The following is a 17,438-nucleotide window of genomic DNA, read 5'->3' as shown; positions in this document are numbered from 1 at the left end:
AAGCAGCCCGGCGACTATGCCCACAAGCAACTGGCGTAACGTCACGCCATCTCGGGTTTCAGCCCCATCGCCGTGCGGTCGACGATCTCGCGCAGGGCGAAGGACGAGTTGATCTTCGTCACATGCGGCATGGCCGAAAGCCATTCCTTGTGGATGCGCTCATAGTCAGCAAGATCGCGCGCGGCGATACGCAGGATATAGTCGTATTMGCCCGACATCAGGTGGCAGGACAAGACGTTCGGGCATCGCTTGATCGCCGTTTCGAAATCCGACAGCGTCTTTTCGAACTGCCCCGACAGCGATATATGCACGATCGCCGTCATCTGGTGGCCAAGTGCTGCGTTGGAAAGACGCGCATGATAGCCACGAATAGCACCGGATTTTTCCAAATTGTCGAGCCGGCGCGAGCAGGCCGACTGAGACAGGCCCACCCGCTCCGCAAGGGCCGCATTGGGGATCCGGCCATCCTTCTGCAAAGTGTCGAGTATGGCGATATCGATCTTGTCGAGCGGCATTGTTCGCGATTCCTGCGAAGAAGTGTTATATTTGCGCAAGGATTATCGATAATCACGTTTGCCGACAAGCGTATTCGCAAACACATGCGTGTCGATTGGTGGTTCACTGTTTCCCTTACAGGGAACAGGCCTGCAAAGGCCGAGAGGAGATCACTGAAATGCGCGTCGGTTGCCCCAAGGAAATCAAGAACCACGAATATCGCGTCGGACTGACGCCGGGCTCGGTTCGCGAATATGTCGCCCATGGCCACGAAGTGCTGGTTGAGACCGGCGCTGGTGCCGGTATTGGCGCCGACGACAATGCCTACCGCGCCGCCGGCGCCACCATTGCAAAGACCGCCAGCGACGTGTTCGCCAAGTCGGACATGATCGTGAAGGTCAAGGAACCGCAGCCGAACGAATGGGCGCAGCTGCGCGAAGGCCAGATCCTCTACACCTATCTCCACCTCGCTCCCGATCCGGAACAGACCAAGGGCCTGCTGGCTTCCGGCGTGACGGCCGTGGCCTATGAGACGGTGACCGACGACCGTGGTGGCCTGCCGCTGCTGGCGCCGATGTCGGAAGTTGCCGGCCGCCTGTCTATCCAGGCCGGCGCCACCGCTCTGCAGAAGGCCAATGGCGGCCGCGGCGTGCTGCTTGGCGGCGTGCCGGGCGTGCTGCCGGGCAAGGTCACCGTTCTCGGCGGCGGCGTCGTCGGCCTGCATGCCGCCAAGATGGCGGCCGGCCTCGGCGCCGACGTCACCATCATCGACCGTTCGATCCCGCGCCTGCGCCAGCTCGACGACATTTTCGGCGGCCGCGTCCACACGCGCTACTCCACCGTCGAGGCGCTGGAGGAAGAGTGCTTCTCGGCCGACATCGTCGTCGGCGCCGTGCTGATCCCCGGTGCCGCCGCTCCGAAGCTGGTGACGCGCGAAATGCTGTCGGGCATGAAGAAGGGCTCGGTGCTGGTCGACGTCGCCATCGACCAGGGCGGCTGCTTCGAGACCTCGCATGCCACCACCCATGCAGACCCGACTTATGAGGTTGACGGCGTTATCCACTATTGCGTCGCCAACATGCCAGGTGCCGTCCCGGTCACCTCGGCGCATGCGTTGAACAACGCCACGCTGCATTACGGCCTGCAGCTTGCCGACAAGGGCCTCAAGGCCATCATCGACGACCATCACCTGCGCAACGGCCTCAACGTGCACAGGGGCAAGATCACCAACCGCGCCGTTGCCGAAGCGCTCGGCTACGAGATGGTCGAGCCGAAGGCCGTGCTGGCCGCCTGACGATCACGGGCGGCAACCGCCGCCCGGTCATGTTTTCCTCCCAGCCGCCGAGGCGCAGTTCCGTCTCGGCGGTTTTTTGTTCCAGGTGGATGACGGTGCGCCGCAATCACTTTCCGGTGCGAAGCGTGCTCGCAGGCTCGTCTCCCTCGACAAAAGACGTCGCACACAGGTGACATTCCGTCGCGGTAGGGCTAAGGATGAGTCGTCTGGGGCTTCGCAAGAGGCCTCACCTGTTTGCGGGAGAGAGCAGCATCCGCTGCCGCCGAAGGGGAAATCGCCCGAAATCTCTCAGGCAAAAGAACCGTAAACAGGAAAGACACTCTGGAAAGTCGGGGGCAGCCAAAGCCCTCGCGCCGAAGGTGTAAGCGCTTCCGACAGAGTTCCGGGGCGCGAGTCTCTCAGGCTTCAGACAGAGGGGCACGGAGCGGTCGCATCCTGCGGCCGGTCATTGTGCTGCTCTGGAGAAGATATGACGGGCGATACCACCAAGACCCTTCCACTCGAGGATTTGCATAGAGCCGCGGGCGCCAAATTCGGTGCCTTTGCCGGCTGGTCCATGCCGCTGACCTATCCGGCCGGCGTCATGAAGGAACATCTGCACACGCGCGAACATGTCGGCTTGTTCGACATCTCGCATATGAAGCTGCTTGAGGTGGCGGGACCAAGCGCCATAGCCGTGCTCAACCGGGCTTGCCCGATCGACGCCGGCAAACTGGAAATTGAGCATTCCAAATATACGTTTTTCCTGAACGAAAATGCGGGCATCATCGATGACCTGATTATCACCCGCATCGCAGCCGATCGTTTCATGGTCGTCGCCAATGCAGGTAATGCCGCCACCGACGAGACGCATTTGCGCGCCGTCGCGAGTAATCACGATGTCCAGATCACGCCGTGGGACGTTGTCTTCCTCGCGATCCAGGGACCCGAGGCAGCCGCAGTGCTGTCGAAGGCGGGAATAGGCACTGAATCCCTCGCCTTCATGACCGGCCAGCAACGCCAGGTTCGCGGTTTCATCAGCCGTTCCGGCTACACTGGCGAGGACGGCTTCGAGATCGGCTTGCCCGAGCACGGTGCCCGCGAGCTTGTCACCAAGCTTCTCAACGATGATCGGGTCATGTGGATCGGCCTTGCCGCCCGCGACAGCCTGCGCCTCGAAGCCGGCCTTTGCCTGCACGGCAACGACATCAGCCCGGATATCAACCCCGCCAGCGCGGGCCTGATGTGGGCGGTGCCGAAGGAAATTCGCGCCGACGGCACCTTTATCGGCGCCGAAGCCCTGCGCGGCATCGTGGCGACCGGCCCGGCGCAGAAGCGCGTTGGCCTGAAGCCCGAAGGCCGCCAGCCGGTACGCGGCGGCGCTGCCCTGTTCGACGCCGACGGCAATCCGGCCGGCACCGTCACTTCCGGTGGCTTCGGTCCCTCGGCCGGCCATCCGGTCGCCATGGGCTACGTCTCCACCCCGCTGGCCAAGGCCGGCACCAAACTCTTCGCCGACGTTCGCGGAACCAAAATTCCGGTCGAAGTCAGCGCCCTTCCCTTCACGCCTCATCGCTACCGCAAAGGATGATTTGAAAATGGCCAAGACCTATTTCACCGAAGACCATGAATGGCTGAGCGTCGACGGCAACGTCGTGACTGTCGGCATTACCGACTACGCACAGGAACAGCTTGGCGACCTGGTGTTCGTCGACCTTCCGGAAATCGGCCGCAAGCTGACCAAAGGCGAGACCGCTGTCGTGGTCGAGTCGGTCAAGGCGGCATCGGACGTCTACGCGCCGCTCGATGGCGAAATCACCGAAGTGAACGGCGCGCTGTCCGGCGATCCCGCGCTGGTCAATTCCGCCGCCACCGGCGACGGCTGGCTCTGGAAGATGAAGCTCGCCGACGAAGGCCAGCTTGCCGGGCTCCTCGACGAGGCCGGCTACAAAGCCCATATCGGCTAAGGCAGGACACGATATCATGACTGCATCACCCTACCCCTTCTCAACCCGGCATATCGGGCCGAGCGTGACCGATACCCGGACCATGCTGGCGACGATCGGCGTGCCATCGGTGGAAACGCTGATCTCGCAGGCCGTGCCGAAATCGATCCGGCTGAACCGTCCGCTCGACCTGCCGGCACCCGCTTCCGAAGCGGAAGCGCTGGCCGAGCTCGCCGCGAAAATGTCGACCAACGTCGTGCTGAAAAGCTTCGTCGGCCTCGGCTACCACGGCACGCACACGCCGCCCGTCATCCTGCGCAACCTGTTCGAGAACCCGGCTTGGTACACGGCTTACACGCCCTATCAGGCCGAGATCAGCCAGGGTCGCCTGGAGATGCTGTTCAACTTCCAGACGCTGGTGACGGAACTCACCGGCCTGCCGGTGGCGTCCGCCTCGCTGCTGGACGAGGCCACTGCGCTGGCCGAAGCCGTCGGCATGGCCTTCCGCCATCACCGCGACAAGCGCAACAAGGTCGCTTTCGCCAACAAGCTGCATCCGCAGACCCGCGACGTCGTCGTTACCCGCGCCGAACCGCTCGGCATCGAGGTCGACGGCGACACGATCGATGAAGACACCGCCGCTCTCGTGGTTGCCTGGCCGGACACCTATGGTGTCTATGGCGACCATTCGGCCAAGATCGCCGAAGCCAAGGCCGCCGGCGCGGTCGTCATCTTCGTCGCCGATCCGCTGGCACTTGTTGTCAGCGAGACCCCGGCGACCCTTGGCGCCGACATCGCGGTCGGCTCCATGCAGCGCTTTGGCGTGCCGATCGGCTTTGGCGGCCCGCACGCCGCATATTGCGCGGTCTCCGACAAGCTGACGCGCCTGATGCCCGGTCGTCTGGTCGGCCAGTCGGTCGACTCCAAGGGCCGGCCCGGCTTCCGCCTCGCCTTGCAGACGCGCGAGCAGCACATCCGCCGCGACAAGGCGACCTCCAACATCTGCACGGCGCAGGCGCTGCTCGCCAATATGGCGACCGCCTATGCCATCTGGCACGGCCCGGAAGGACTGCAGGCGATCGCCGACCATGTCCACGGCCTGACTGCCCGGCTGGCCGCTGCCTTGAAAGCCAAGGGGCACACAGTTCTGGGCGAAAACCGCTTCGACACAGTGACGGTCGAGGTGAAGGGACAGGCCAAGGCGAAGGCCAAGGAGGCCCAGACGGACGGACGCCTGCTGCGCATGGTCAACGACGATCTCGTCGGCATCTGCTTCGACGAGACCTCGACCGAGGCCGATCTGCAGGCCGTGGCCGCGCTGTTCGGCGCGACCGTTCCCGAGAAGGCGGATCGCCGGTTGCCCGGCAAGCCGCGTGCGATAAAGGGCTTCCTGTCGCAACCGGTCTTCCACCAGAACCGCTCCGAGACCGACATGATGCGCTTCCTGCGCAAGCTGGCGGACAAGGACCTGGCGCTCGACCGCACCATGATCCCGCTCGGCTCCTGCACCATGAAGCTCAACGCAGCGGCCGAGATGATCCCGGTCAGCTGGCCGAGTGTCGCCAACATGCATCCCTTCGCGCCGAAGGCCCATTCGAAGGGCTACAAGGCAATGACGGACGACCTCGAGCGTTGGCTGGCGGAGATCACCGGCTTCCAGGCGGTGTCGCTGCAGCCCAACGCCGGCAGCCAGGGCGAATATGCCGGTCTCCTGGCAATCCGCCACTATCATCTGTCGCGTGGCGATACGCATCGTAACATCTGCCTCATCCCCTCCTCCGCGCATGGCACCAATCCGGCAAGTGCCGCGATGGCCGGAATGGAAGTGGTGGTGGTGCGCTGCACCGAGAGCGGCGATATCGACATGGAGGACATGCGGGCGAAGGTTGCCGCCCACGCCACCAATCTGGCGGCGCTGATGATCACCTATCCCTCGACGCACGGTGTGTTCGAGGAGGGTGTGAAGGAACTCTGCCAGCTCATCCATGACAATGGCGGGCAGGTCTACCTTGATGGGGCCAACCTCAACGCCCTGGTCGGCCTCGCCCGCCCGGGCGACATCGGCGGCGACGTCTGCCATATGAACCTGCACAAGACCTTCTGCATCCCGCATGGCGGCGGCGGTCCGGGCGTTGGCCCGATCGGCGTCAAGTCGCATCTGGCGCCGTTCCTGCCCGGTCACATCGATCACGGTACGGACCACCCGGTTTCGGCGGCGCCTTACGGCAGCGCGTCGATCCTGCCGATCACCTGGATGTATATCCGCATGATGGGCGCGCAGGGTCTCAAGCAGGCGACCGAGGCGGCCATCCTGTCGGCCAACTACATCGCGAGAAAGCTGGAGGCGCACTATCCGGTGCTCTACAAGGGCGCCAACGGGCGGGTCGCGCATGAGTGCATCCTCGACACCCGCGTGTTGAAGGACAATGCCGGCATCACCGTCGACGACGTCGCCAAGCGGCTGATCGACTACGGCTTCCACGCACCGACCATGTCGTGGCCAGTGGCTGGAACGCTGATGGTGGAGCCGACCGAGTCCGAACCCAAGCCCGAACTCGACCGTTTCTGCGAAGCGATGATCTCGATCGCCAACGAAGCGGCAAAGGTCGCCAAGGGCGAATGGCCGAAGGACGACAATCCGCTGGTCAACGCCCCGCACACCGCGACCGAAACGCTGGCAGGCGACTGGACCCATCCCTATTCGCGGATGGAAGCCGCCTATCCGGCTTCGGACCCCGACACCGCCGCCAAATACTGGCCGCCGGTGTCGCGCATCGACAACGTCGCCGGCGACCGTAACCTGGTCTGTTCCTGCCCGCCGGTGTCGGAATATCTCGGCGCCGCCGAATAAGGCGCCGTTCAGGCACGCCGGGCGGGGCGATGAACCGGCCCGGCGATCCACCCGTCGACAGCGACGCGGTTGCGGCCCGCGCGCTTTGCCTCATAGAGCGCGCGGTCGGCCCTTGTCAGCATGTCACTGAGCGTCACGCCGCCCGGTTTGCCAAAGGCGACGCCGGCGCTGACGGTGCAGCGCAACGGCCCTGCGGGGGTAACGATTTCCTCCGCGGCGAAATCCACAAGGATGCGGCGCGCCGTCGCTTCGACGTAATTGCCCTCGACACGAGCGATCACCAGCGCGAACTCCTCGCCGCCCAGCCGGAACGCGCTGTCGCCGGCGCGCAGGCTCCCGCTCATCACTTCAGCGAAGCGCCGCAACACATCGTCGCCCGTCGAATGCCCATGGACATCGTTGGTGTTCTTGAAATGGTCGAGATCGAACATGACGACGGCCATCTGCTCGCCGAAGGCCTTTTTCGGATAGTCCTCGACCAGGGCGCGACGGTTCCGCAATCCGGTCAAAGCGTCGGTCAAGGCTTCCGAGCGGTGGCGGGCCGCGGCACGCAGATTGTGCATGGTCATCGGCAGCGCGCCGAGGGCTGTCAGGCACGCCACGGAAATGATGATGTTGATGCGCTCCGCCCAATTGTCGGGCGCTCCGCCGAGCACCCAGCGGCCGTCGACGAGCAACACGATGCCGCACAAGGCGAACGAGACGGAGCAAATGCCGAACAGCGTCGACATCAGCACGATCAGCGCCGGGAACTCGGCGCGGTTCTGCCAGAAGATCCAGCCGATCCACACAAGCAGGATGGTCGACCACAGATATTCCGCCATGAAGGCGGCGCCATCCAGCCCGACGACCATCAAGAAAGTGGTAGAGAGGATCGACAGCCCGACCGCCAGCGGGGCCTGGCGTGTGACCTCCGAACGTCCGTAGAACTGCGCCGCGGCGATCAGGATGAGCGAGAAGCCGGTCGGAAGGAGCGCAAGCGTCAACGCACCGAGCCAGGGCCTCGGCTCAATGCCGTAGCGCCAGAACGCCACCACATGCATGGCAAGCAGTGCCAATCCCATCGAGGCCGTCAGGAAATACCGGCTCTGGCGCGTTGCTGTCCAGATGACCAGCATGGTTACGCTGAGACATGCTCCCGACAATGCTGCCGCAAGCAGCAAGGACTGAAAGTCCAGCATGGCCCCGCTTCCCCGATATTCAACGCCGTCGGCGTCATACCCTATGATCGCCGATCTTGGGCCAAGCTAGCATGAACCGACACGAGAAACTTACGAGATGGTTTACGAGACCTCTCTGTTCAGGGTAGACGGTCGGCCGCCATGAACGGAACACGAACCGCCGTGATCCGGCCGGCAAAGCGTGCCAATATTGTTTCCTGATTCGTTTTCCAATATTCCCGGCCTTCCATGGACGAAATGAACGACCTATTCGGCAATCCGGACAAGCAGCCCCAGCAGCAGCCGCGCGCGACATCGCGACCGGCCGATCCGCTCGTGCAGGCAGCCAAGCGCGCCCAGCCAGCAACCAAGGATGGCAGCGAGGGCTATAGCGCCGCCGACATCGAGGTGCTGGAAGGCCTTGAGCCGGTGCGCCGCCGGCCCGGCATGTATATCGGCGGCACCGACGAGAAGGCGCTGCACCACCTCTTCGCCGAAGTCATCGACAACTCGATGGACGAAGCGGTGGCAGGCCACGCCACCTTCATCGAGGTGGAACTGGATGCCGAAGGTTTCCTCACCGTCACCGACAACGGTCGCGGCATCCCGGTCGACCCGCATCCGAAGTTCAAGGACAAGTCGGCGCTCGAAGTGATCATGACGACGCTGCACGCCGGCGGTAAGTTCGACTCGAAAGTCTACGAAACCTCGGGCGGTCTGCACGGCGTCGGCGTGTCGGTCGTCAACGCACTGTCGGACGTTTGCGAGGTCGAGGTGGCGCGCGGTCGCAAGCTCTACCGGCAGCGTTTTTCGCGCGGCATACCGCAAGGCGGCCTGGAGTTCCTGGGCGACGTGCAGAACCGGCGCGGCACCAGGACACGCTTCCATCCCGATCCCGACATCTTCGGCAAGGGCGCGCATTTCGAACCAGCGCGCATCTATCGCATGGCCCGCTCGAAGGCCTATCTGTTCGGCGGCGTCAACATCCGCTGGTCGTGCGACCCCGCCCTGATCAAGGACAAGGACCCGACGCCGGCCAAGGCCGAATTCCATTTCCCCGGCGGTCTCGGCGATTATCTGAAAGCCTCGCTCGGCGACGAGATGCAGGTCACCCGCGAAATCTTTGCCGGGAAGAGCGACAAGCAAAGCGGCCACGGCTCGGTCGAATGGGCGGTCACCTGGTTTGGCGGCGACGGCTTCGTCAACTCCTACTGCAACACCATCCCGACCGGCGATGGCGGCACTCATGAGATGGGCTTCCGCAACGTGCTGACGCGCGGCCTGCGCGCCTATGCCGATCTCGTCGGCAACAAGCGCGCCTCGATCGTCACCAGCGAAGACGTGATGATCTCGGCCGCCGGCATGCTCTCGGTCTTCATCCGCGAGCCCGAATTCGTTGGCCAGACCAAGGACAAGCTGGCGACGGTCGAAGCGATACGTATCGTGGAATCGGCGCTCCGCGATCCGTTCGACCACTGGCTGGCCGACAATCCGCAGGAAGCCTCCAAGCTGCTCGACTGGGTGATCGCCCGCGCCGACGAGCGCGTGCGGCGGCGTCAGGAAAAGGAAGTTTCGCGCAAGAGCGCGGTGCGCAAACTGCGGCTGCCCGGCAAGCTGGCCGACTGCACGCAGAACGCAGCCGCGGGCGCGGAACTGTTCATCGTCGAGGGCGATTCGGCCGGCGGCTCAGCCAAGCAGGCGCGGGATCGCGCGATGCAGGCGGTGCTGCCGCTGCGCGGCAAGATCCTCAACGTCGCCAGCGCCGGCAATGACAAAATGGCCGCCAACCAGCAGATTTCCGATCTGGTCCAGGCACTCGGCTGCGGAACCCGCTCCAAATACCGCGACGAGGACCTGCGCTACGACCGCGTCGTCATCATGACCGACGCCGACGTCGACGGCGCCCATATCGCCTCGCTGCTCATCACCTTCTTCTACCAGGAGATGCCGCAGCTGATCCGTGGCGGTCATCTCTTCATGGCGGTGCCGCCGCTCTACTCGATCCGCCAGGGCGGCAAGATCGCTTATGCCCGCGACGACGCCCATAAGGACGAATTGCTGCGCACCGAGTTCACCGGCCGCGGCAAGGTCGAGATCGGCCGCTTCAAGGGCCTTGGCGAGATGATGGCCAGCCAGCTCAAGGAAACGACCATGGACCCGAGGAAGCGCACGCTGCTCCGGGTCGACGTGCTGGACGAGGAAACGGCGACCAAGGATGCGGTTGACGCGCTGATGGGCACCAAACCCGAGGCACGCTTCCGCTTCATCCAGGAGCGGGCGGAGTTCGCCGCGGCGGATGCGCTGGACATCTGAGGTTTTCGCCCTGGCCCGGAGATGAAGCCGTGAATTGGGCGACGCTTAAGGAACGGGTCGATGCGACCTTCGCCGGATCGCTTCAGCCGACCCGTTCCGACTGGATCTTCGCGCTGCGGACGACAACGGCCGCACTGATCGCACTGTTCGCCGCCTACGCACTCAAGCTCGAACATCCGCAATGGGCGATGATGACGGTGTTCATCGTCGCCCAGCCCGTTGCCGGCATGGTGCTGGCAAAAGGGTTCTACCGGCTGGTCGGCACGATCGTCGGCGCGGCTGCCGCCATCGGCGTCACCTGGCTGTTCGGCGGCAGTCCCTGGCTGTTCGTGGCCGTGCTGTCGCTGTGGATCGGGCTCTGCACGCTCGTCTCGTCGCTGCTGCGCAATCCTGAGGCCTATGGAGCCGCACTTGCCGGCTATACGGCGATGATCATCGGCCTGCCTGCCTTCGGCCAGCCGCATCTCGTCACCGAACTCGCCTCCGCTCGCTGCATCGAAATCGTGCTAGGCATCGTCTGCGCCGCCATAACAAGCCGGCTCATCCTGCCCAAGCTCGCCGGCTCCGCGATCAACGCCCGGCTACAGCGCAGCATCCTTGATCTCGCGGCCTATACCGAGGGCGCCTTTTCCGGCGCCGATCCGGCCAAACTCGACGCCACCTACCGCAAGCTGATCGCCGACACCCAGACATTGGGAGAGATGCGGGCCTATGCGCGGCTGGAAGCGCCGAGCCTCGCCACGCGCGCTCATCCGGTGCGCCGCACCATTGGCCATCTTCTGTCGGCGCTGTCGGCCGCGCGCATGCTGCACAGCCACGCCGCGCCGCAAAATGCCGCCCTTCTGCCCGTGCGCAGCCAGCTGAAGGCACTGGTTTCCGAACTGTCCAGCACGCCGCATGCGCTTGGCGATACGAAGCCCTGGATCGAAAGGCTCGATGCGATCGCCAGCGAAGCGCGTCGCATTCCCGACGGTCTCGCCGGCGAAGGCGAGGACCCGGTCGGCACCGTCACGCGCCTGACCGTCGCCGGTGAATTCGCGCAGTCGTTGCGGGAGACACTGCGCGGACTGGACGCACTGCGCCGTCCGAAAACCGAAAGGGCGATGCGCGAGCGCCGACAGCCGGCGCTGGTGGTGCATCGCGACCACCACGCAGCCTGGCGCAACGCCATCCGCGCAACGGTCGCCACTATGCTCGTCGCCGCCTTTTGGCTGGCGACGCGATGGTCGGAGGCGGCGGGCACGGTCATCCTCGTCGCCGTCGTCTCCAGCCTGTTCGCGTCCCGGCCCGCCCCCGCGCAGGTCGCCTGGGGTTTCTTCAAGGGCTCGCTGCTCGCCTTGCCCTTCGCCTTCCTCATCGGCCAGCTTGCCTTGCCGCTTCTGCCCGGTTTCGGCTGGTTCGCGCTGTTCGTCGTACCGGTTCTGGTTCCTGCCGCCCTAGCCATGGCCAATCCGCGCCTTGTCGGCGTCGCCACGGCCTTCGCGATCAACTTCCTCGCCTTTCTCAGCCCGCATCAGGGCATGGCCTATGATCCGGCCGGCTTCTTCATCGGTCCGGTCGCGGCGCTGGTCGGCATGCTGATCGCCATCGGCGTCTTTCTGGTCGTGCTGCCGGTCGACCCCAGGGTCACCGTCAATCGCATCGCTGGTGCCATGCGCGAGGATCTGGTGCGTCTCTGCCTGCATGAGCGCGTTCCGCGCCGCTCGGCTTTCGAAAGCCTTGCTTATGACCGCGTCAACCAGCTGATGCCGTTGGCGCAGCAGGCAGGCCGCAAATATGAAGGGCTGTTCGAAGGCAGCATCGCCTCGGTGACGGTCGGGCTGGAAGTGCTGCGCCTGCGCGCAGAACAGGCGGCCGGCACGCTTCCACCGGCGCTGACGGTTTCCATCGCCGAGTCGCTGCGACAGTTGGCGCGCGACCTTCTGGTGCGCGCGCCACGCGAATCCTGGAAGACCGGCATAGCCGCGATGCGCAAGGATGCCGCCGATATCGCAGCCGCCGGCGGCGCGGAGGCGCTGCGGATTGCGGCATCGCTGCGGGTGATCGCGGCGGCCGTCGAGGATTATCCCGACTTCTTCCGCAAGGACTAGGATCAGGACCTGTTCCGCACGAGCCACGTTCTAGCGAGCGTGTTACCAGGCCGGAGCGATTTCCAGCACCGGCTATTGCCGGGCAGGCCGATGCTTGACGCAGTGATCGTAACGGTAACCCTTGCGCTGTGCGGGTTTGAGTTCGCGATCGCGAAGAACGGTATCGCGTGGCGTGGTCGGGGCCGCGCAGATGTCGGCAAAACGCCCGCGAAGATCATCGACATATTCAATGTTGATGACCTGCTCGCCGTAATATCGTGTGTACCCGGCGCATTCGTCGTAGCGGTGGCATTCCTCGGAAACCGAGAAATCGAACCCTATCTGCTTCCGCTCCCGGTCGGAAAGCTGTGGTGCATTCTTTTGTCCAGCCGCCAGTCCGTGCCCATGAGCGGCACTCACCAGCAATGTTGCGAATGCGACCGCATCTTCGTGTTTGAGCGCACCGTTCGACCTTGTGAAGGAATCCAGATTGTCGAACTCGACGGCATTGAACCCTGCGCGCGCGCAACCGGAAATGGTGACGGCAAGGCGCTCCAGGATAGCGGCTCGGCGCTTCTCCGAAGAGATGTCGAGAAGATGTTCATCCGGCCATTCCGGATCGACAAGCGGTTTACCCTTGCTGTTCTTGACCAGAAGGTCGAGCGGCCACGCGACACCGGGCTGTGTCTGGAAACCATTGACATAGCATATGTTGTACAGACCTCGGGCCGGCGTAGCGGTGCTGTCGCGCACGACGACATTTGTCCCGGCGGGAGGGTCATAGGCTCCGCCAAGCTGGTAGTCTGCCATGGCGTCGGAGGGAAGCGGCTTGAATGCCTGAGCGGCTCCGGACAGTTCTTCCGCCGAGCTTGCCGTTCCAGAGCACAGGATCAGCGTTGCAGTGACAAAAATCCAATTCGGTCGATGCATGGTCCCGCGTCATCCATAGCCGATGCCTGTCAGCCAAGATTAGGCGGCGGCGATGGCCAATGCATGACCGCGCGCGTTCTGACGCAGCGCATCGAGGTGGATCGACTTCACCAGCGCGGCCAAGTCGCCCTCGGCGCCCTGCCCACCCAACTCCTTCAGCATCAGCCAGCTGACTTCCTGTACGCCGGCGACGCGCTTGCCATTGGCAACCTCGCGCCAGATCTTGAGTGCCTGCAGGATGATGCCATGCGTTGCCTTGGAAAGACCGGCGGACGCAAACAGCGCTAGCAGCGCAACGTCGTTGCCGCCGGCCAGAAGCGCGCTCACCCGCTGCTCCGATTGTCCGGTGAGCGCCACCAGCGCGGCGCCGAAGAAGTCGACCTTGCCGTGAGCGACGGTGCGAATGATGAATGAGGCCGTCAAATCGCCTCGCAGCCGCAGATGCTCGACCAATGCGCGGTGTTCGACTGCCTGGGTGCCGTCAATAAGGGTGACGGAGGCCTTGATGCAGGCATCGCGCATGACGCGTTCGGCCCGCGCCGTTCCCATCAAGGCAAGCACCAGCGGAGCCCMCCGGAGCGCCTCGCCCAGCTTGACGAGCAGCATGTGGCGGCAGTCCGCGGGCAAGGTCTCGTGGGCGATCAGCGCCTCGCGAAGCGCCGGCAGATGGCCGTGCCGCTCGGCGATGCGCCTGTAGCTCATCGAGGCGATAACGGCGCCGTGGTTCGCAAGAAGCGTCAAGCACGCCTCGGCTTCGCCGATCTCGGCGATCGCGGCAGCAACGGTCATGGAGACGGAGGGCCGGTCGGCAATGAGCTTCTGCGTCGCCTTCTGGCCGGCGGCGACACGATCGATCAGGTCGGCGTCGGTCAGCAATGGCGAGCGGGCCAGAACCACCGCGGCCACTTCGGGCTGGTCGGAGGCCAGTGCCGCGATGATCTGGATCGGCGCATGATGGCTCATCGACAGCGCCTCGGCCATCGCGGCCCGCACCTTGGACGAGGCATCGTCGAGCAGGAATGTCAGTGCCGCCTCGGCGGCGCAACGATCCTCGAACGGCAGGTCGCGGTTGACATAGGCACGGGCCAGCGCACTCGCGGCCGCGGCGCGCTCGGAGACCTTCGCCGTGGCAACCCATTTGAGGAAATGAGAAACAACCATATCCACCCACTTGCACTCGCACCGGACCCCATCCGGCAACCCTGAAAAGACGTTAGGCAGAAATGGTTTACGAAGCGTTCACCATAATTCTTAACCAGCTTGCGGGGGCTGTTGGCTAAGCCTATCAAGCAGGAAACGGAGGATCGACATGGCCGGGCTCTATCTGGAGGAATTCACCGTCGACCGGGTTTTCCAGCACACGCTGCGCAAGACCGTGACCGAAAGCGACAACATGCTGTTTTCGGTGATGACGCTCAATCCGCAGCCGTTGCACATCGACTTCGACTTCGCGTCCAAGACCGAATGGGGCCGGCCGCTGGTCAACTCGCTGTTCACGCTCGGCCTGATGATCGGGATTGCCGTCAACGACCTTACCGTCGGCACCACGGTGGCCAATCTCGGCATGAAGGAAACCATCTTTCCGCATCCCGTCTTTCACGGCGACACGATCCGCGTCGAAACGACGGTGGTCTCGGTTCGCGAATCGAAATCGAAGCCCGATCGCGGCATCGTCGAGTTCGAGCACCGCGCCTACAACCAGAGCAATGTGCTGGTCGCCAAATGCATCCGGCAGGCGATGATGCTGAAAAGGCCGGCCTGAATGCGCTCCCTGCTGTTCGTTCCAGGCGATTCCGAGCGCAAGCTGGAGAAGGGATTCGCATCTCAAGCGGACGTCGTCATCGTCGATCTCGAGGATTCGGTGGCGCCGCAGAACAAGGCCGCGGCGCGCGCGGTAGCCTCAAGCTTCATCGCCGAGCATCGCGCTGCTACGAAAGCGGCCATCTATGTACGGGTCAACGATCTGACGTCGGGACTGATCGACGACGACCTGGCGGCGCTGGTCGGCGCGCAGCCCGACGGCATTATGTTGCCGAAATCGAATAGCGGGCAGGATGTCCAGCACTTGTCGGCCAAGCTGCGCGTCCATGAAGCGCGCTTCGGCCTGCCCGACGGGGCCATCCGCATCCTGCCAATCATCACCGAGACGGCCGCGGGCGTGCTTGCCGCGTCGACCTATGCCGGCACCGGCAGCCGGCTGTCCGGGCTGACCTGGGGCGCGGAAGACCTTTCGGCGGCGATCGGCGCCCGCCAGGCGCGCGACGGCAACGGCCACTACACCGATGTCTTCCGGCTGGCGCGCGCGCTGACGCTTTTGGCGGCATCCTCAGCCGAAGTGGCCGCCGTGGACACGGTGTTTCCCAATTTCAGCGACATGGCCGCGTTCGAGGCCGAATGCGTGGAAGCCGAACGTGACGGCTTCACAGCCAAGATGGCCATCCATCCCGCCCAGGTGCCGGTCATCAACAAGGCCTTCACCCCGTCGCGCGAGGCGGTCGAACGGTCCGCGGCGATCATCGCCGCCTTTGCCGCGGCCGGCGATCCAGGCGTGGTCGGCATCGACGGCAAGATGTACGACCGGCCGCATCTGCGGCTGGCCGAACGCCTGCTGGCGCGGGCCAAAGCCGCTGGCGTCGCGGTCTAGCGACGCCCCTCCCCGGCATCAGCCGGCGGTCGGCTTCCACGGACCGGCGTAATCCGCATAGAGCTTGGCCGGATCGGGTCGCGGGCGCTCCGGCGCGGTGCCGGCGAAGGTACCGATATGCACGAAGCCGATGACCCGCTCGTCGGGCGCCAGACCGAGCAGCGCCCGGCCCTCGGGGACATCGGAATACCAGTTGCTGATCATGTTGGTGCCGTAGCCGAGCGCATTGGCGGCCATCATCAGGTTCATCGCGGCCATGCCGCCGGACAGGAATTTTTCCCATTCCGGGATCTTGGGGTGCGCCTTGGGCACGGAGACGATGCCGATCACCAGCGGCGCGCGCGAGAACCGCGCGAGCTCCTGATCGCGCCGCACATCGCTCAATGGCCCTTCCCGGCTTTCCGCCAGCGCGGCAAGCTGCTTGCCAACCTCGACCCTGGTTTCACCGCGATAGAGGATGAAGCGCCACGGCTCCAGTTTGCCATGGTCCGGGACGCGAGAGGCGGCGGCGATGATGGTGGCGATTTCGGCATCCGAGGGCGCCGGCGCCTTCAGTTCAGGGATGGGAGCGGAGTTTCTGGTCAACAGGTAGTCGAGGATCGGCTGCTTCACGGGCGCTGTGCTCCTGGATTCGGTTGTGGGCTGAAGCGCGCGATCGGCATATCGGCAGCTTTGGCGACGGCGCCGGCGGCGCCGCAAAAGAGCGATATCCGGTCGACCGGAGACTCTTCAGCCTTGAAATTGCCACCGCCTTGGGCTTCAACGCAAGGCATGTTCTTCGGGCTTCGTCGTCTTTTGCCGACCGCGCTGGGGGCCACGCTTTGCGTGGCGCTGGCGGCGACCGCCCATGCCAAGGACGCCGACGCGCTCGACAAGCTCAAATTGCCCGGCATGTCGACCTATGCGGCACCGCGTGGCGAGGGCCAACTTGCGCGCGGCGAAGGCGATATCCAGCTCAGCGCGCAACTGACCGACAAGGGCGAAGACATCACGCGCGGCCTGGTCTGGCGCGTCTTCAAGCCCGAGCCCGGCACTGACGGCAAGCTGCCGCTGGTCGCCTCTGCGCGTGGTGGGACGGCGGCCTTCCAACTGGAACCCGGCAGCTATCTGGTGCACGCTTCCTACGGCCGCGCCGGCGCCACCAAGCGCATCACGGTCGGGCGCGAACCCAAACGCGAAAACCTCGTGCTCGATGCCGGCGGGCTCAAACTCGATGCCACGCTTGCCGGCGGCATCCGTATCCCTTCCGACAAGCTGCGCTTCTCGATCTATGAGAGCCGCTCGGGCAAGGACGACGAGAAGGCGCTGATCATCCGCAACGTGCAGCCGAATTCGGTGGTGCGGCTCAATGCCGGCGTCTACCACGTCGTTTCCAACTATGGTTCGATCAATGCCGTCATCCGCTCCGACATCCGGGTCGAGGCGGGCAAGCTGACGGAAGCCACGGTCGAACACCGGGCGGCCGAGATCACCTTGAAGCTGGTGCGTGAGCCCGGCGGCGAGGCGCTGGCCGACACGTCATGGTCGGTGCTCAACGAATCGGGCGATTCGATCAAGGAAGCCGTCGGCGCCTTCGCACCCATGGTGCTGGCCGAAGGCAACTACACCATCATCGCCAAGAACCGCGACCGCATCTACCAGAAAGACCTCACCGTCGACGCCGGCAAGAACGGCGAAGTCGAGGTCGTGGCGTCGGAGGCGTCGGCCGTCGACCCTGCCGAAGGCGCCGACTGATCCCGGCAATCGTGATTTCAGCG

General features: G+C 64.5%; 14 protein-coding genes and 1 riboswitch. Of the genes, 9 read left to right on the top strand and 5 right to left on the bottom strand.

From position 1 onward, the window contains the following. Positions 1-41: 41 nt before the first annotated feature. Positions 42-515 carry an Lrp/AsnC family transcriptional regulator gene (locus AB4136_RS17320; protein WP_441931538.1) on the bottom strand — a complete coding sequence of 158 codons (474 nt, stop codon included), beginning with the start codon at positions 513-515 and terminating at the stop codon, positions 42-44. 158 nt (positions 516-673) lie between these two features. On the opposite strand from AB4136_RS17320, the gene ald reads away from it, so the two are divergent. The 4 genes from ald (at position 674) to gcvP (ending at position 6,565) form a co-directional block, all read left to right on the top strand. Beyond that, positions 674-1,789, top strand: a complete 1,116-nt coding sequence (ald, locus tag AB4136_RS17315) for an alanine dehydrogenase (protein ID WP_024924814.1) — start codon at positions 674-676, stop codon at positions 1,787-1,789. Positions 1,790-2,016: 227 nt separating this feature from the next. Next, positions 2,017-2,103, top strand: a riboswitch (glycine riboswitch). Positions 2,104-2,258: 155 nt separating this feature from the next. Then, positions 2,259-3,359: a glycine cleavage system aminomethyltransferase GcvT gene (gcvT, locus tag AB4136_RS17310; protein ID WP_024924813.1), complete on the top strand. Its 1,101-nt coding sequence runs from the start codon at positions 2,259-2,261 to the stop codon at positions 3,357-3,359. A gap of 7 nt (positions 3,360-3,366) precedes the next feature. Then, positions 3,367-3,735: a glycine cleavage system protein GcvH gene (gene gcvH, locus AB4136_RS17305; RefSeq protein ID WP_024924812.1), complete on the top strand. Its 369-nt coding sequence runs from the start codon at positions 3,367-3,369 to the stop codon at positions 3,733-3,735. Positions 3,736-3,751: 16 nt separating this feature from the next. After that, entirely contained in the window at positions 3,752-6,565 is a 2,814-nt protein-coding gene (gene gcvP / locus AB4136_RS17300) for an aminomethyl-transferring glycine dehydrogenase (protein ID WP_024924811.1), read from the top strand. A gap of 8 nt (positions 6,566-6,573) precedes the next feature. On the opposite strand, the gene AB4136_RS17295 is transcribed toward gcvP, so the two are convergent. Beyond that, on the bottom strand, positions 6,574-7,746 hold the full coding sequence (locus AB4136_RS17295) for a GGDEF domain-containing protein (RefSeq protein ID WP_024924810.1): 1,173 nt from the start codon (positions 7,744-7,746) through the stop codon (positions 6,574-6,576). 228 nt (positions 7,747-7,974) lie between these two features. Between AB4136_RS17295 and parE the strand changes: the two genes are divergently transcribed. Both parE and AB4136_RS17285 read left to right on the top strand, forming a co-directional pair. Further along, a complete protein-coding gene (parE, locus tag AB4136_RS17290) occupies positions 7,975-10,038 on the top strand; it encodes a DNA topoisomerase IV subunit B (RefSeq protein WP_024924809.1) in 2,064 nt (687 codons plus the stop codon). A gap of 29 nt (positions 10,039-10,067) precedes the next feature. Then, on the top strand, positions 10,068-12,128 hold the full coding sequence (locus AB4136_RS17285) for an FUSC family protein (RefSeq protein WP_024924808.1): 2,061 nt from the start codon (positions 10,068-10,070) through the stop codon (positions 12,126-12,128). Positions 12,129-12,200: 72 nt separating this feature from the next. On the opposite strand, the gene AB4136_RS17280 is transcribed toward AB4136_RS17285, so the two are convergent. Together AB4136_RS17280 and AB4136_RS17275 are read right to left on the bottom strand one after the other, a co-directional pair. Beyond that, a complete protein-coding gene (locus AB4136_RS17280; RefSeq protein WP_024924807.1) occupies positions 12,201-13,037 on the bottom strand; it encodes an endo alpha-1,4 polygalactosaminidase in 837 nt (278 codons plus the stop codon). A 39-nt stretch (positions 13,038-13,076) separates the two neighbouring features. Further along, positions 13,077-14,198: a DUF2336 domain-containing protein gene (locus AB4136_RS17275; protein WP_441931537.1), complete on the bottom strand. Its 1,122-nt coding sequence runs from the start codon at positions 14,196-14,198 to the stop codon at positions 13,077-13,079. A gap of 148 nt (positions 14,199-14,346) precedes the next feature. Between AB4136_RS17275 and AB4136_RS17270 the strand changes: the two genes are divergently transcribed. Together AB4136_RS17270 and AB4136_RS17265 are read left to right on the top strand one after the other, a co-directional pair. Further along, the gene (locus AB4136_RS17270) at positions 14,347-14,799 is read left to right on the top strand and encodes a MaoC family dehydratase (protein ID WP_024924805.1); all 453 of its coding nucleotides are present in this window, start codon (positions 14,347-14,349) and stop codon (positions 14,797-14,799) included. Beyond that, the gene (locus AB4136_RS17265; protein WP_137900478.1) at positions 14,800-15,681 is read left to right on the top strand and encodes an HpcH/HpaI aldolase/citrate lyase family protein; all 882 of its coding nucleotides are present in this window, start codon (positions 14,800-14,802) and stop codon (positions 15,679-15,681) included. Positions 15,682-15,699: 18 nt separating this feature from the next. Here AB4136_RS17265 and AB4136_RS17260 read toward each other — a convergent pair whose 3' ends face one another. Continuing rightward, on the bottom strand, positions 15,700-16,293 hold the full coding sequence (locus tag AB4136_RS17260) for a nitroreductase family protein (protein ID WP_024924803.1): 594 nt from the start codon (positions 16,291-16,293) through the stop codon (positions 15,700-15,702). 159 nt (positions 16,294-16,452) lie between these two features. On the opposite strand from AB4136_RS17260, the gene AB4136_RS17255 reads away from it, so the two are divergent. Continuing rightward, positions 16,453-17,415: a hypothetical protein gene (locus AB4136_RS17255; protein ID WP_024924802.1), complete on the top strand. Its 963-nt coding sequence runs from the start codon at positions 16,453-16,455 to the stop codon at positions 17,413-17,415. The last annotated feature ends 23 nt before the right edge of the window (positions 17,416-17,438 follow it).

This window comes from Mesorhizobium sp. 2RAF21, assembly GCF_052115345.1.
In the GTDB taxonomy this organism is placed as follows: Bacteria; Pseudomonadota; Alphaproteobacteria; order Rhizobiales; family Rhizobiaceae; genus Mesorhizobium; species Mesorhizobium terrae.
Note: the sequence above shows the minus strand (reverse complement) of the source record. Positions and strands in the feature narration are given on the sequence as shown.

Coding starts and splice junctions, on each gene's coding strand:
- ald (WP_024924814.1), top strand. CDS start 674: ATGCGCGTCGGTTGCCCCAAGGAAATCAAGAACCACGAATATCGCGTC.
- gcvT (WP_024924813.1), top strand. CDS start 2,259: ATGACGGGCGATACCACCAAGACCCTTCCACTCGAGGATTTGCATAGA.
- gcvH (WP_024924812.1), top strand. CDS start 3,367: ATGGCCAAGACCTATTTCACCGAAGACCATGAATGGCTGAGCGTCGAC.
- gcvP (WP_024924811.1), top strand. CDS start 3,752: ATGACTGCATCACCCTACCCCTTCTCAACCCGGCATATCGGGCCGAGC.
- AB4136_RS17295 (WP_024924810.1), bottom strand. CDS start 7,746: ATGCTGGACTTTCAGTCCTTGCTGCTTGCGGCAGCATTGTCGGGAGCA.
- parE (WP_024924809.1), top strand. CDS start 7,975: ATGGACGAAATGAACGACCTATTCGGCAATCCGGACAAGCAGCCCCAG.
- AB4136_RS17280 (WP_024924807.1), bottom strand. CDS start 13,037: ATGCATCGACCGAATTGGATTTTTGTCACTGCAACGCTGATCCTGTGC.
- AB4136_RS17270 (WP_024924805.1), top strand. CDS start 14,347: ATGGCCGGGCTCTATCTGGAGGAATTCACCGTCGACCGGGTTTTCCAG.
- AB4136_RS17265 (WP_137900478.1), top strand. CDS start 14,800: ATGCGCTCCCTGCTGTTCGTTCCAGGCGATTCCGAGCGCAAGCTGGAG.
- AB4136_RS17255 (WP_024924802.1), top strand. CDS start 16,453: ATGTTCTTCGGGCTTCGTCGTCTTTTGCCGACCGCGCTGGGGGCCACG.